General features: G+C 70.6%; 8 protein-coding genes. All 8 read left to right on the top strand.

Going from position 1 to position 16,001, the window contains the following annotated elements; genetic code table 11:
- The first annotated feature begins 58 nt into the window (after positions 1-58).
- The gene (locus tag ACFV4K_RS07790) at positions 59-697 is read left to right on the top strand and encodes an HAD-IA family hydrolase (protein ID WP_379272953.1); all 639 of its coding nucleotides are present in this window, start codon (positions 59-61) and stop codon (positions 695-697) included.
- Positions 698-755: 58 nt separating this feature from the next.
- A complete protein-coding gene (locus ACFV4K_RS07785; protein ID WP_379272952.1) occupies positions 756-2,546 on the top strand; it encodes an AMP-dependent synthetase/ligase in 1,791 nt (596 codons plus the stop codon).
- A gap of 178 nt (positions 2,547-2,724) precedes the next feature.
- Positions 2,725-3,963 carry an NAD(P)/FAD-dependent oxidoreductase gene (locus ACFV4K_RS07780; protein WP_379272951.1) on the top strand — a complete coding sequence of 413 codons (1,239 nt, stop codon included), beginning with the start codon at positions 2,725-2,727 and terminating at the stop codon, positions 3,961-3,963.
- 29 nt (positions 3,964-3,992) lie between these two features.
- On the top strand, positions 3,993-4,601 hold the full coding sequence (locus tag ACFV4K_RS07775) for an SGNH/GDSL hydrolase family protein (protein WP_379272950.1): 609 nt from the start codon (positions 3,993-3,995) through the stop codon (positions 4,599-4,601).
- Between the two features lie 25 nt (positions 4,602-4,626).
- Positions 4,627-10,773, top strand: a complete 6,147-nt coding sequence (locus ACFV4K_RS07770) for an SDR family NAD(P)-dependent oxidoreductase (RefSeq protein WP_379272949.1) — start codon at positions 4,627-4,629, stop codon at positions 10,771-10,773.
- Complete coding sequence (locus tag ACFV4K_RS07765) at positions 10,770-12,848, top strand: beta-ketoacyl synthase (protein WP_379272948.1); 2,079 nt, start codon at positions 10,770-10,772, stop codon at positions 12,846-12,848. The genes ACFV4K_RS07770 and ACFV4K_RS07765 overlap by 4 nt, the downstream gene beginning before the upstream one ends.
- Entirely contained in the window at positions 12,845-14,404 is a 1,560-nt protein-coding gene (locus tag ACFV4K_RS07760; RefSeq protein WP_379272947.1) for a PfaD family polyunsaturated fatty acid/polyketide biosynthesis protein, read from the top strand. Before ACFV4K_RS07765 ends, ACFV4K_RS07760 begins: the two co-directional genes overlap by 4 nt.
- Before the next feature lie 2 nt (positions 14,405-14,406).
- On the top strand, positions 14,407-16,001 hold a 1,595-nt coding region (accD, locus tag ACFV4K_RS07755; protein WP_379272946.1), incomplete at its 3' end, for an acetyl-CoA carboxylase, carboxyltransferase subunit beta.

Here is a 16,001-nt window from a genome sequence, read left to right as displayed (position 1 = left end):
ACCGTGCGTATGGATTATCGGCCTTGCCGAGTCATGCGCGCCCGGTGAGACTTGGTTCGTGATCGGCGAACTGGTCATCTGGTGTGACTTCGGTGGCGTGCTCACCGATCCGGTGGCGGAGGTGCTCGAACGGGTGGCCGCACAGTGCGCGGTGCCCGCCGACATCCTGCTGCGGGCCTGCTCGGCGGTCGCCGCCGAGTACGGCGGCGACGAGCTCGCTCCCCTGGAGCTCGGAGCGCTCGGCGAGGCCGAGTGGGGTGGGCTGGTGACGGCACAGCTGACACCGGCCTGGCCGCCGGCCGCCGATCTCGGCCGATTCAGCGAATTATGGTATCGCGGACGCAGTTTCAACGGTGAACTGTACGACGCCCTCAGCGGCCGCCTCGATGCGGAGTGCCGGCTGGCAATGCTCACCAACAGCGTGCGCGAGTGGGAAACCCACCGCGCCAGGCTGATTCCAGAATCCGCCGCGTTCGAGGTGATCGTGCGATCCCACGAACATGGCGTCCGCAAGCCCGATCCCCGCATCTTCCGCATCGCCGAGCAGACCCTCGGCGTGCCCGCCGTGAGCTGCCTGCTCATCGACGACAGCGCGCGCAACTGCCGTGCCGCCGAAGCGGCGGGCTGGCAGGCAATTCAGCACTTCGGCAATACCGAAACCCTCGAACAGCTCGACCGGGCCCTGGCCGCGAGGTAGCGACCGGCGCCACGGACACCGAGCTTCGACGTCATCGAATCTTCAGGTGGTTACCTTGATGCTGTCCACATCCGTCGACGATCATGCCCTGTCGGCGATCTCCCGAGGCGAAACCGACGCCGACGCCCTCCCCGACGAGGCGGGGCTGTTCCATGTGGTCGCCGAGGGCGCGCGCCACCGGCCCGGCCGCGCGGTGCTGTGCCGCCACACCGGGACCGCATGGATCGACGTCAACTTCGCCGGATTCCACCGCGACGTGGTCGAATTCGCCGAGTTCCTGCTCGGCTGCGGAGTGGCGCACGGCGACCGGGTGGCGGTGCTGGGCCGCAACAGCTACGAGTGGGTGGTACTGGACTACGCCGCGCTGAGCATCGGCGCGATCGTGGTTCCGGTCTATCCCACCGCCTCCGACCAGCAGATCGCCCATATCCTCGCCGACTCCGGCGCGGTCTACGGCTTCACGGAGACCGCCGAGCAGCGCGAACTGCTGACCCGGCAGGGAGACTCGCGGTGGCGGATGCCGGTGCGGCTGCTCACCGACCCGCCGGTGCACCCCGGCGCTCCGGCCGCGCCGGCGCAGTCCTTCGCCGAGCGCAGCGCCGCCGTGCGCGCCGACGATATAGCGACCATCGTGTACACCAGCGGCACCACGGGCATGCCCAAAGGCTGCGTGCTGACCCACCGCAATATGTTCGCCTCCTCCGGCAACACGGTCGGGCACCTGCCCGAACTGTTCCGCTCCGAAGACGCCGCGACGCTGCTGGCGCTGCCGCTTTCGCACATCTTCGGGCGCACCGTGCTGCTGGCCTGCCTGCACGGCGGCACCCGGACCCGGCTGCTGGCCGGAATCCCGGATCTGCTGGACGCGCTGCCGGAATTCCGGCCGACTTTCCTGGCCCTGGTGCCCTACGCGCTCGAGAAGATCCGCAAACGCTGCCGGGTCGCCATCGGCGCCGAGGCCGACCGGGTGGCCGTCGAGTACGGCCGGGCGCTGTTCGAGGCCGACGCCGTGGATCCGGCGCTGGCCGCCGCGCATCGCGCCCACCACGACGTCGAATTCGCCGGTGTCCGTGAGGCTTTCGGCGGCCGATGCCGCTATGTGATCAGCGGCGGCGCGTCCCTGGACGCCACCACCGACGCCTACTACGCCGGGGTCGGCATTCAGATCCTCGGCGCCTACGGGCTGACCGAGTCGGCCACCGCGGTGACCATCAACCAGGTGCGCGCCAACCGGCACGGCAGTGTGGGCCGCCCGGTGCCCGGCACCACCGTGGGCATCGCGGCCGACGGCGAGGTGTTCGTCGCCGGGGCGAACACCTCGCCCGGCTACTGGCCGACCGAGGCCAGGGTGGCCGAAACCATGTTGCGCACAGGTGATCTCGGCGCCATCGACGTGGACGGGTACCTGTACATCACCGGCCGTCGGAAGGAGATCCTGGTCACCAACGGCGGCAAGAACGTCGCGCCCACTCCGCTCGAGGACCGGGTGCGCCTGCATCCCCTGGTGAGCAATTGCATCGTGCTCGGCGAGGCGCGCTCGTACGTCACCGCCCTGGTCACGCTCGATCCGGTGGCGCTGCGAACCTGGGCTCACGACCGCGAACCGGCGGTGCCGGAAGGGGTGTGGGTGCGCCATCCCGAGGTGGTGGCCGCGGTCGCGACCGCGATTGACGATGCCAATGGCCTGGTGTCGCAGGCGGAGTCGATCCGTGAATTCCGGATCGTGTCCGGCGATTTCACGGTCGACAATGGTCAGCTCACGCCGTCGCTGAAACTGCGGCGGGCGATTATCGAACAGGCTTACGCCGACGATATCGCCGCACTGTACGCGCCGCGTCCATCCGCATGACAACCGTGTGCGGAATCGGTTGATGCCGCACCGGCCTATTTCTGCGATTCGGAACGCCGTCCATCTCCGATCGAAATCCGCAATCGCACAATGCGATTCAATTCTCGGACCTTGAGAGCCCCGGTACGGGACCTCGAGAATAATCATGTCGAATTCACGGCAGTAGGGAGTATTTTCCATGTACGACGTGATCGTGGTCGGCGCGCGTTGCGCGGGCTCGCCCCTCGCGATGCTGCTCGCCCGCCAGGGACATCGCGTTCTGGTGGTCGACCGGTCGACCTTCCCCAGCGACGTGGTGTCGACCCACTACATGCACCAGGTCGGCGTGGCCCGGCTGAGGGACTGGGGCCTGCTCGACAAGCTGGTCGCCAGCGGCGTCACCCCCATCCGCCGGTTGAACTTCTCCTACACCGGCATCACCTTGCGCGGTTTCGCCGAGGTCGAGGGCATCGACGAGGTGTACGCGCCGCGGCGTACCGTGCTGGACGCGTTGCTGGTCGATGCCGCCCGGGAAGCGGGCGCGGAGGTGATCGAGGGGTTCACCGTCACCGGTCTGGTGGTCGAGGACGGCCGCGTGTGCGGTGTCAAGGGCAACCTCGCCGACGGGCCCGAGCAGGAATTCCGCGCCACCTTCGTGGTCGGCGCGGACGGCCGCAATTCGACCGTCGGCGATCTGGTCGACGCCGAATACCACACCGTGCGACCGGCTTCCTGCTTCGTCTACTACACCTACTACGACGGCCTGGACTGGGAATTCCACCACTGGACCGGAATGGGCAAGCAGCAGTTCGGCGCCTGGCCGACCAATGACGATCAGCATCTGGTCACCATCATGCGCCCGCTGGACCGATTCGCCGAATTCCGCACCGATGTGGACGCCAACTTCCAGCAGGTCTTCGACCAGATCCTGCCGGAAATGGGTGCGCAACTGCGGGACAACGGCAAGCGGGCCGAGCGGCTGCGGTCCATGCGCTACCCGGACAACTACTACCGCCGCTCGACCGGCCCGGGCTGGGCGCTGGTCGGCGACGCCGGCTACCACAAGGACCCCTTCACCGGCTGGGGCATCTCCGACGCCCTGGTCTACACCGAGGTGCTGGCCGAGCAGCTGCACGCGGGCCTGTCCGGTGAGCGCCCCATCGATGAGGCCGTGGCCGAGTACGAGCGGATCCGCGACGAGCGCAGCCTGGACACCTTCAACTTCACCTGCATGATCTCCGAGCTGAAGGCTCCGCCCTTCTACGAGACGGTCTTCCGGGCCGCCGGCGAGAGCGAGCTGGGCCTGACCCAGTTCTTCCGGCTGATCGGCGGCGGCCTGCACGGCAAGGAGTTCTTCGCTCCCGAGCACCTGGACACCCTCTACACCGCCGCGGGCACGCCGGCGGCGGAGCGGATGTACTCCGCCGGCCAATCCTGATCGCCCCCAGTCGAATCGGAGACACCACCATGGCGACCATCAGACTGACCACGCTCGGGGACAGCTTCGTGGAAGGGCGCGGCGACACCGCGCCGGGCGGCGGCTGGCACGGCTGGGTGCCCCGCCTGGCCGACATGCTCTGGCTGCCTGCGGATTCCGTGCGCAACCTGGGCGCCTACCAGGCCACCACCCAGGACGTGGTCGACCACCAGCTGACCCGCGCCCTGAGCAACAAGGCGCCGGTGATCGGCGTCATCGTCGGAGTCAACGACCTGGTCGGGGACTACGACCCGGAGCGCTTCGCGCGCAATCTCACCGCCATCTTCGACCAGACCACCGGCATGGACACGGTGGTCTTCACCGCCACGTACGCCGACATCCCGGCCAATCTGCCGGTCCCCGAAACCTTCCGGACCCTGCTGCGGGACCGCTTCGCCCGGGCCAACGACGCCCTGCGCGAGACCACCGCACGCACCGGAGCGCTGTGCCTGGACGTCACCGCCGTGCCCGAATGGGCCGATCCGGCCATGTGGTCGCCCGACGGCCTGCATCCCAGCCCGCTCGGGCACGAGTACTTCGCCCGCTCGGTGGCCGAGCTGCTGGCGCACACGACCGGGATGTCGCTGGCCGCGGCCTAGGCCCGGCCACTCAGAGAGGAAAGCAGTGAGCGAGGAAACGACGCGGATCGGACGGCGACTGGCCGACAATCCGATCGCGATTGTCGGCATGTCGAGCCTGTTCCCCATGGCCCGCAATCACCGGGACTACTGGCAGAACATCGTCGACGGTCTGGACTGCACCAGCGAGGTGCCCGAATCGCGGTGGAAGATCTCCGACTACTACGACCCGAACCCCGACGCCCCCGACAAGACCTATGCCCGGCGCGGCGCGTTCCTGCCGGACGTCGACTTCGATCCGCTGGAATTCGGTCTGCCGCCCAACCAGCTCGACGTCACCAGCACCATGCAGACGCTGAGCCTGATGGTCGCGCGAGACCTGTTGCGGGACACCGGCGCCGACGGCTCCGACTGGTATCGGCCCGCCCGCACCGGAGTCGTGCTCGGCACCACCGGTCCGGTGCCGCTCATGCACCCGCTGGCTGCGCGACTATCGACCCCGGTGCTCAAGGAGGTAGTGCGGGCGGCGGGCCTGACCGCCGCCGACGCCGACGAGATCGCCGACCGTTACGTGCGCGCGTTCGCGCCCTGGGAGGAGAACTCCTTCCCCGGCTTCCTGGCCAATGTGGTGGCCGGGCGGGTGGCCAACCGGCTCGACCTGGGCGGGCTGAACTGCACCGTGGACGCCGCGTGCGCCGCCTCGCTCTCGGCCATGCGCATGGCCATCGCGGAACTGGTCGACGGCCGCGCCGACATGATGATCACCGGCGGAGTCGACACCGAGAACACCATTTTCGTGTACATGTCCTTCGGCAAGGTTGGCGCGCTGTCCAAGTCCGATCGGATCAGCCCGTTCGCCGAGGACGCCGACGGCACCCTGCTCGGCGAGGGCATCGGCATGCTGGCGCTGCGCCGGCTGGCCGACGCCGAACGCGACGGCAACCGGATCTACGCGGTGATCCGCGGCCTGGGCTCCTCGAGCGACGGCCGCGCCAACAGCATCTACGCGCCGCGCGCCGAGGGACAGCGCATCGCGCTCGACCGCGCCTACGAGGACGCCGACTGCTCCCCGGCGTCGGTGGAACTGTTCGAGGCGCACGCCACCGGCACCGCCGTCGGCGACCGCACCGAGCTGACCGCGCTGCGTGAGCTGCTCGCCGACAACGCGGCCCCGCTGCACGGCGCGGCGCTGGGCAGCGTGAAGTCCCAGATCGGGCACACCAAGGGCGCGGCTGGCACCGCCAGCGTCATGAAACTGTCATTGGCGCTGTACCACAAGGTCTTTCCGCCGACCATCAATGTGGACCGGCCCAACAGTGCCATCGACTTCGATTCCGCGCCGTTCTACGTGAACACCAAACTGCGTCCGTGGATCCGCGATCCGCGCCGGGCGGTGCGCCGCGCGGCCGCCTCCGCGATGGGCTTCGGCGGCACCAACTTCCACATGGTGCTCGAGGAGTACGAAGGTGATCGGACGGCGGTGCGCAATCTGCACCGCACCGCGCGCGCCTACCTGTGGCACGCGGCCGACCCGGCCGCGCTGCTGGAGCTGCTGAACTCGGGCGCGCCCGCCGTCGACGGCGGCCCCGTGCCCGCCGCGCATGCCCGCGTGGGATTCGTTGCGGTCGACGACGATACCGAGGCGCGGCTGCGTGCCCTGGTGGTCGAACGGCTGTCCGCCGAGCTCGACGCCGAGCAGTGGTCGCTGCCGCAGGGCGTGTACTTCCGCCGACAGGCGCCGGAGGGTGTCAAGATCGGCGCGCTCTTCGCCGGGCAGGGCAGCCAGTACCTGGACATGGGCCTGGAAGCCGTCGTCAACGTCCCGACGCTGGCCGAAGCCTTCGACGCGGCCAATGCCGCCTTCCCGGGCGAGGATCCGGGCCTGGCCGCGGCCGTGTTCCCGCCGCCGATCTTCGATCCGGAGCTGCGTCAGCGCCAGGAGTCGACGCTGCGCCGCACCGAATACGCCCAGCCCGCCATCGGCGCGCTGGCGGCCGGACAGTTCCGCTTCCTGCGCGAGCTGGGCCTGCGCTGCGACGGCCTGCTCGGGCACAGCTTCGGCGAGCTCACCGCGCTGTGGGCCGCCGACGCGGTGACCGATGCCGAGTACTTCCGGCTGGCCGCCGCCCGCGGCGCGGCAATGGCGCCGGTGGCCGACAGCGCCGACACCGGAACCATGGCCGCCGTCGCGGCCACCCGCGACGTGGTCGAGAAGCTGCTGGCCGAGACGCCGGATGTGCTGGTGTGCAACCACAACGCCCCGGAACAGGTGGTGGTGGGCGGTGGCACCGAGGCCGTCGAGGCGTTGCTCGCCGAGTGCGCGAGCCAGGGGATCACCGCGCGCCGGCTGCCGGTGTCCGCGGCCTTCCATACCCCCTACGTCGGGCACGCCGTGGAGCATTTCCGCGCCGCGCTGGACACGGTGGAGATCGGCGCACCCGCGGTACCGGTCTACGCCAACAGCCCCGGGGCCGCGTACTCCGCGGACTCGAAGGCCAATGCCGACACCCTGGCCCGGCAGCTGCTGCGCCCGGTGGAATTCGTCGAGGCGGTGCGCGCCATGCACGCCGACGGGGTCACCGTCTTCGTCGAGTTCGGCCCCAAACAGGTTCTCACCGGCCTGGTCCGGACCATCCTGGCCGAGGCCGACATCGTGGCCGTCCCCACCGACAGCGGCCCGCTCGGCGACTCCGACCTCGCGCTGAAGCAGGCGGCGGTGCAGCTCGCGGTGCTGGGTGTCGAACTCGACGCCATCAACCGCTATGACGCGCCGGCGCCGGTGGCACCGGCCCGCAAGGGCATGACCATCAGCATGTCCGCTCCCGAACACATCTCGCCCGCCCGGCGCACCGCCTACCAGGACGGGCTCACCGACGGTTTCCGCATCTCCGCACTCACCACCCCGCCCGCGTCCGTTCCGGCGGGCACACCGGCTCCGGCCGGCGGCAATGGGGCTGCGGCACACCACACTCAGGAGGAAGACCCGATGACCGTTCATCCGCAGGCCCGGAACCGATCCGAGGGCGACCCGGCCGCCCAGCACCTGGCGCTGCACTCGCGTTACCTGGACAGCCAGCTGAACGTGGCCGAGACCCTGGTCGGCCTGATCGCCCAGCACGGGCTCGACGATCCGAATCTGCCGAATGTCATCGCGTCGGTGCGCGACCAGAGCGTGGCCATCGGCCACGCGCACGAGCGGGCCGCCGAAGTGCTGGCTCGCCTGGCGGAACTGGAATCCGGTGTGGCGCCGGCCGTCTGGAGCGAACCGGTCGAATACCGGCCCGCGCCCGCCCTCGCGCCCGTCGCGCCCCGGCGGCTGACCGCCGCAGTGCCCGCGCTCGCCCCCGCCCCGGCAGCCGTGGTCCCCGCCGCTATGACCCTGGCGGCGCCCGCCGTCGTGGCACCGGTCCCGGTCGCGGCACCGGAACCGGTTGCCACCCAGCCGAACCCGCCGATCGTGGCGGAGCCCGTGACCGAGAACGACCAGGGTCTCGACGCCGAGGCGGTGCGTGCCGCGCTGGTCGAGGTCGTCGCCGACAAGACCGGCTATCCGACCGACCTGATCGACCCCACCATGGATCTGGAAGCCGACCTCGGCGTCGACTCCATCAAGCGGGTCCAGGTGCTCGGCGTGGTGCAGGAGCGCTTCCCTGACCTGCCGGTCATCGGCCCCGAAGTACTCGGTGAATTGCGAACTCTCGACCAGATGGTGGACGTGCTGGTCGGAGAGGCGGGTGGTGTCGACCCAAAAGCACCGGCGCCGACCACTGAGCCGAGCTCGGAGGTCGGTCCGGCACCCACCCTGCGGCACCGGGTCGCACTCGTCGACCTGCCCGCCATCGACGTCATGGACAGGCCGTTCCGCGCCGAACCCGTCGCGGTAGTCGCGGACCACGGCGGCGTCGATGCCACGAAAATCATTGCGGGCCTGGAACAACGAGGCTGGAGCGTGCGACATGTCGACCTCTCCGGCGCCGCCGGCGCGGCGGCGGTGGAGCAGTCGATCAGCGCTGCCCTGGCCGCACCGGCCGATCTGGTCCTGGCCGTGGCCGACGGCGAGCCGTCGTGGGCCGGTGCGGAAGCCGCGCTGACCGACACGATCCTGCTGGCCAAGCACGCACCGGCGGCGCTGACCGGCACCGAGGGTCGCGCGGCGTTCCTCACCCTGACCCGCCTCGACGGCGGGCTCGGGCACATCGGTACGGCGGCTCCGGCCGCCGGGCTGGTGGCGGGAGTCGGCGGCGTGGTGAAAACCCTTGCCGCCGAGGCCCCGCGGCTGTTCTGCCGGGCCGTGGACGTCCACCCGGACCTCGACGACGACCAGCTGGTCGCGGTGGTGCTGGCCGAACTCGGCGATGCCGCCGTGGACACCCTCGAGGTCGGCGTCGACCGCACCGGAACCCGGCACACCGTCGTGCCGAGCCGCTACCCCTACCCGGTGGACGCGACGCCGATCGGACCCGATACGACCGACGGCCCCGAACTCGAATTCGATGACGTGTTCGTGGTGACCGGCGGCGCCCGTGGCGTCACTGCCCTGTGTGTGGCGGCGCTGGCCGAAACCTGCCCGGCGGAGTTCCTGCTGCTGGGCCGCACCGAGCTCACCGACGAGCCGGAGTGGGCGGCCGGCGTGGCCGACTCCGACCTGCGCGCCGCGGTGATCGAGCGGCTACGGGCCGGGGGAGAACGACCGGCCCCGCGCGAGATCGCCCGCCTGCACGGCGAATTGGTCGCGCACCGCGAGATCCGCGGCACCCTCGACCGGCTGCGCGTGGCCGGAGCCCGGGCGACCTACCTCGCCGTGGACGTCACCGACGCCGCCGCGGTGCGGGCCGCCCTGGCCGATCGCTCGGTGACCGGCATCGTGCACGGGGCGGGCGTGCTCGCCGACGCGCTGTTGCCGGACAAGACGATCGAGCAGATCGACCGGGTGTTCGCACCGAAACTGCGGGGCCTGGCCGCCGTGCTCGACGCCGTGGACAACGAGCGGCTGCGGCACCTGGTGGTGTTCACCTCCATCGCCGGCCTGCTGGGCAACCCGGGGCAAGCCGACTACGCGGCCGCCAACGAGGCGCTGGCCCGGTTCGTCGCGAGCTGGCGGCACCGGCACCCCGAACGGCACGGCATCGCCATCGACTGGTCGGCCTGGGACGGCGGTATGGTGACCGCCGAACTGCGCGCCCTGTTCACCGCGCGCGGTGTGCCCCTGCTCGATCCCGCCACGGGCGCACGGGCATTCGCCAACGAGTTCGCCGCGGCCCACCGCGACGACACCCGGGTATTGGTCGGGGCGGCCACCGCGCTGGGCGGGACCGAGCCGGTGCCCGCACCGGGCCGCATCGCCAGCCGGGAACTTGCCGCGCTGCGCCACGATCCGGTCATCGGCGATCACCGTATCGGAGCGCAGGCGGTGCTGCCCGCGACATTCGGTCTGGGCTGGCTGGTCAATGCCGCGGAGCGAGCACACCCCGGGCTGCGGGTGGTGCGGGCCTCCGGCTTCCAGGTGAACAAGGGGATCGTGTTCGACGACGGACCCGATATTCCACGCTGGGTGGAACTTTCGGACTCCCGCGTCGCGGGCGACCGCGTGATCGTAGACGCCGCGGCGCGTGGCGACAGCGGACGTGCCCTGCCCGTCTCGCACTACACGGCCACCCTGGAGCTGGCCGCCGCGCCGGGCGTCGCACCCGTGCGGCCCCCGCATCCGTCGGGTCTCGGTGCTCAGGACGGCGCGTCCATCTACACCAGCGCCACCCAGTTCCATGGCCCCCGGCTGCAAGGCCTGCGGCAGGTCCTCGAGTTCACCGATGAACGCCTGGTCGTGCGCTGCCGCCTCACCGACACCCGGGTCGCGAACGGAGCCTTCGCTGGTGGCCTGCACAGCCCCGTGCTGGCGGACCTGCTGTTGCAGGGCCCGTCGGTGCTCGGCGGCCGGCTGCTCGGGCAGGCCTGCCTGCCCGTGGCCATCGGCAGCGCCGAGTACTACGCGGCGCTGCCCGGCGACGAGGACTTCCTCCTTGTCGTGGACGGTCTTCGCCGAAACGCCAACGGCATCACCGCAACCGCCACGGCCACCGGCGACGACGGCAGGGTACTGATGCGATTCGACGAGCTGGTGTTCGTGGCGACACCGGCCATGGCAGCCAAATTCGCCGAATCGGTGGCGAACTGGCGGACGGAGACTGCGCAGTGAACACATCCGAACTCGACTTCGTCGGCGAGCCCTTCGACGCGCTCGCCCTGACCGGACCTGCGATCCAGCCGCCCGCACCGGCGCGTGCGGCCACGGACTCCCGGCCCGTCCAGGTCACCGCCGAACGGCCGATCGCACCCGCACCGGAGAGCGTCGCGGGCCTGGTTCGGGACTTGCGGTTCGCCATGGTCCGCGCCCATGAGCAGGTCTTGCGAGCACAAACGGCCATGCAGCTCAGGGCATTCGAGTCGCACACCGCACTCGCGGCACCGTCTGCGGGCGCGGCGGCCCCGCGGGTGCGCGCGTCGGGGACGCGCGCGGACACCGAGGCCCGTTTCAAGCCGCTGGCCCGCACCACTGTCACCGACCTCGATGACGCCGCGCTGGCGAACCTCGCCACCGGTGCCATCGCGGCGGTGTTCGGCGACCGCTACGCCCAGGACGGTGCGAACCCGGACATCCGCACCAGCGGTTCCACACTGGCGGCGGTGCGCGGATTGGATGTGTACGGCGGGGCTTGGGGCAGAGGCGGATTGACCGCGTTGCTGCGCCCGTCCGCCTCCCATGGCACGGCGCTCGATTCCGGCGTGGTGATCGAGGCCGTGGTGCAGGCGGCGCAGATCCTGGCCCTGCACGCGGGCCTGCACCTGTGCCTTGCCGACGCCACCTTCGAACGGACCGCGCCGGGACTGCCGGAGCTGCCGGTCGTGTTCGACTGCGAGCCCCTGCCGGTCGGCGAGATCGACCTCGTGGTGGAGGTCACCGAGATCGATCTGGTGCCCAGGCCGTATCTGCGGGTGGACGCACAGGTTTCGGCGGCAGGCGCGGTGCTGGGCTGGGTGCGCGGGGTGACCGTCGCGGTGGTGGAGAAGCCGGGCGTCCCGATCGGTCCCGAGCTCGGCGGCGTTCCCGCCCGCTGGCTGGGACGTGTCGGCCGCTTCGGCGAACACGCGCTGCTGAGCGAATTCCATCTCGCGCACATGTGCCGCGGCGATCAGGGCATCGGTATGGGCCCGGAGTTCACCGGCAACAGCACCCGCAAGGCCACCCGTCCACCGGACGGCGGGCTGCTGCTGGTGGACCGTTTCATGGAGATGTCGGGCACCCGCGGCAAACTCGACAGTGGTTCGCACCGAACCGAATACGATTCGCCCGCCGATTCCTGGTACTACAGCGACACGGCCAACGCCTCCATGCCCAACTGCGTGTACATGGAGACCTCCCTGCAGGCCGCGCTGCTGCTCGGCTACTACCTGGGACCGACCCTCGACGACCCAGGCGCCACGGTCAGCCTGCGCAATCTGGGCGGGACGGCCACGGTGCTGCGGGAGGTGGACCTGCGCGACAAGACCATCGTCGAGCACTCGCAGCTGCTGTCCACCTCGCCGGTGCCGGGTTCGACGCTGCAGAACTTCGCCTATACGATGACCGTCGACGGCGAGCCCTTCTATTCGGGTGATACGCTTTTCGGCTACTTCAGCGATGCCGCCATGGCCAACCAGACCGGTCTCGACGCCGGCCGCCTCATCCCGACCTGGCTCGACAGCCAGGACACCCCGCCCGCGAGCCGGATCATCGACGTGGCCGCCCGCCGTGACGACCCTGCCGCGCGGCTGGTCTCCTGCGATCACCTGGCCTTGCTCGATCAGGTGCGCGTGGTGGACGGCGGCGGCCGCTACGGGCAGGGCTATCTGCACGCCGTGCAGCCGATCGACCCGTCACACTGGGTGTTCGCGCGGCACTTTCGCTACGACCCGGTGATCCCCGGTTCCTTCGGCATCGAATCCTGCATCCAGGCCATGCAGGAATGGGTGCTGGACAGCGGGTTCGCCGACGGCCTGGAGAATCCGGGGTTCGTGCTGCCCGCCGGGCTGCCGTTCACCTGGAAATACCGCGGCCAATTCCTGCCCACCGATGGGGAATTCACCCTCGAGGTCCACATCGAGCGGGTCGAGCGGCGGCCGGGCCGGGTCCGCGTGGTCGGCGAGGCCAGCATGTGGAAGCCCGGCCTGCGCATCTACGAACTGAGCGATATCGCAGTCGAACTGCGTGCGGAAGGAGCGCTGCCGTGGTGAGCGCCGTACCCACCCGAATGGCCGCCGATGTGGCGGGCGTGCAGGCCGCGCTGCTGCGGCTGGAGGACCCGTTCTTCCTGGTGCGCACCGAATCCGGTCTCGCGGCCACCAACGACCCGGCGGCGGCGCGCACCGCGCAGGTGCTCGCCGCGGTCCCGGCCGGACGGCCGGAAGTGTTGGGGGACGAAGCCTTCCGTCGCGCTCACGGCGTGCGCCATGCCTACATGGCCGGGGCCATGGCCAATGGCATCGCCTCGGCGCGCATGGTGATCGCGCTGGCTCGCGAGGGCATCTTGGCGTCCTTCGGCGCCGCGGGTGTGCTGCCCGCGCGCATCGACGAGGCGCTCACCGAGATTCGCCATGAGGCGCCGGGGATGCCGTTCGCCTGCAATCTGATTCACAGTCCCAGCGAGCTCGCGATGGAGCGCGCCACGGTGGATCTGTGCCTGCGCCACCAGGTCCGGTGCATCGAGGCGTCGGCGTTCATGAGCCTCACCCCGCAGGTGGTGCATTACCGGCTCGCGGGCTTGGCGTTGCGGGCGGGCCGGGTGGTCGCCGAGAACAAGGTGATCGCCAAGGTGTCGCGGCTCGAGGTCGCCGAACTGTTCCTGCGGCCCGCGCCCGAACCGATGGTCCGGGAGCTGCTCGCCGCCGGTCTGATCACCGCCGAACAGGCCGAACTGGCCCGGCGGGTGCCGATGGCCGACGACATCACCGCCGAGGCCGATTCGGGCGGGCACACCGACCGTCGGCCGCTGACCGTGCTGGTGCCCGAACTGATCGCCCTGCGCGACCGTGTCCAGTCCGAACTCGGCTATCCAGAACCGGTCCGGATCGGCGCGGCCGGCGGCATCGGCACCCCCACCGCCGCCTTCGCCGCCCTGTCCCTGGGTGCTTCCTACGTGGTGACCGGCTCGATCAATCAGGCCAGTGTCGAAGCCGGGCAGTCGGAGTCGACCAAGCAGCTGCTGGTCACCGCGGGCAGCGCCGACTGCGCCATGGCCCCCTCGGCGGACATGTTCGAGATGGGCGTCGAGGTGCAGGTCCTCAAGCGCGGCACCATGTTCGCGGCGCGGGCCAAGCAGCTCTACGAGATCTACCGCGCCTGCGACTCGATCGAGGCCATCCCGGCCGCTGAGCGCCTGCTGCTGGAGGAGCGCACCTTCAAGCGCTCACTCGACGAGGTCTGGGCCGGGTGCGTCGGGTACTTCACCGAACGTGATCCCGAGCAGCTGGTGCGGGCCGAGCGCGATCCGAAACGCAAGATGGCGCTGATCTTCCGCTGGTACCTGGGCCTGTCCTCGGCGTGGAGCATCGGCGGGGAACCGGAGCGCGCCACCGACTATCAGGTGTGGTGCGGTCCCGCCATGGGCGCGTTCAACGCGTGGGCGGCCGGGTCGTTTCTGGCCCCGGCGCGCAACCGTCAGGTGGCCGAGCTGGCGGCGCAGATCATGCGCGGCACCGCGGTGACCGCGCGGGTGGCGGCGCTGCGGCAGGCGGGCGCGCGGCTGCCGGCCGCGGCCTGCACCTATCTGCCCACCCCGCTGGAGGAATGATCATGACCGTCGTCCAATCCGACCGGCCCGCCGCCGCACACCCGGAGTGGGTGCTGTGCGGCGGATGCGGACAGATGCTGTACCGCAAGCGATTCGAACTGGCCGCTCAGGTGTGCCCGGCCTGCGGCTGCCACGGTCCGCTCACCGCCGGTGAACGCCTGGCCACGCTGTGCGATGCGGGCTCGGTGCGGGTTCTGGAACTCGCTGTCACCGACACCGACCCCCTGGGCTTCACCGATACCAAGCCGTACCCGCAGCGGCTCCGCGCGGCCCAGGAGCACACCGGATCGGCCGAGGCGGTGGTCTGCGCGCGCGGCGAGATCGGTGGATTCGCCGCGATCCTGGCGGTCATGGACTTCCGCTTCCTCGGCGGCAGTCTGGGCACTGCGGTCGGGGAGGCCATCACCAGGGCCGCGGAAATCGCTCTCGCCGAACGCACTCCGCTGATCCTGGTGACCGCTTCCGGCGGGGCCCGCATGCAGGAGGGCATCCTCGCGCTCATGCAGATGGCCAAGACCAGCCAGGCCCTCCGGCAGCTGGACGAGGCGGGCATTCTGACCGTCGGCCTGATCACCGACCCCACCTTCGGCGGCGTCGCGGCCTCCTTCGCCACCCTGCCCGACGTCATCATCGCCGAACCGGGTGCGCGTCTGGGCTTCGCCGGTCGCCGGGTGATCGAGCAGACCATCGGCCAGAGTCTGCCGCCGGAGTTCCAGACCGCCGAATTCCTGCTCGAACACGGTGTCGTGGACATGATCAGGCCGCGCGCCGAACTCCCGGCCACCCTGACCCGGCTGCTGTCGGTGGCCTCGCGTCGCCCGGACGCCGTGGTGGACAGCGGGTCTCGCACCGGGGCACTGGTCACCGATGCCGCGCGCCTGCCCGAACGCGACGCCTGGGAGTGCGTGCGCGCCGCGCGCCGCTTCGGCCGCCCCACCACCCTGGACTACATCGGCCTGGTCGTCGACGACTTCGTCGAACTCCACGGGGATCGCGCCTCGGCCGACTGCCCGGCGATCGTGGCCGGACCGGGCCGCCTGGCCGGGATCCCGATCGTCGTCATCGGCACCCAGAAGGGCCGCAGCACAACCGAACTGGCGCAGCGCAACTTCGGCATGCCGAATCCTTCGGGCTATCGCAAGGCCGCCCGGGTCATGCGGCTGGCCGCCAAACTCGGGCTGCCCGTACTCACCCTCATCGACACCGCGGGCGCGTACCCGGGCATCGAAGCCGAGGAGCGGGCGCAGGCGGTGGCCATCGCCGAGAACCTGCGGCTGATGGCCGGCCTGCCGATCCCGGTGGTTGCGGTCGTCACCGGCGAAGGCGGCAGCGGCGGTGCGCTCGCCCTGGCCGTCGCCGATCGAGTGCTCATGTCCGCCAATGCCGTCTATTCGGTGATCAGCGCCGAAGGCTGCGCGTCGATCCTGTGGAAGACCCCGGCCGAAGCGCCCCGGGCCGCCGCCGCGCTGCGCGTCGACGCCCGGTCGCTGCTGGAACTCGGCGTCATCGACGGGGTGATCGAGGAGCCCGGCGCGGGCGCGGAGACCGACCTGCTCGCCGCCGCCGAGGCGCTGCGCTCGGCGGTCATCGAATGCCT

The sequence above is a fragment of the Nocardia sp. NPDC059764 genome (assembly GCF_042732555.1).
Lineage (GTDB): Bacteria > Actinomycetota > Actinomycetes > Mycobacteriales > Mycobacteriaceae > Nocardia.
Note: the sequence above shows the minus strand (reverse complement) of the source record. Positions and strands in the feature narration are given on the sequence as shown.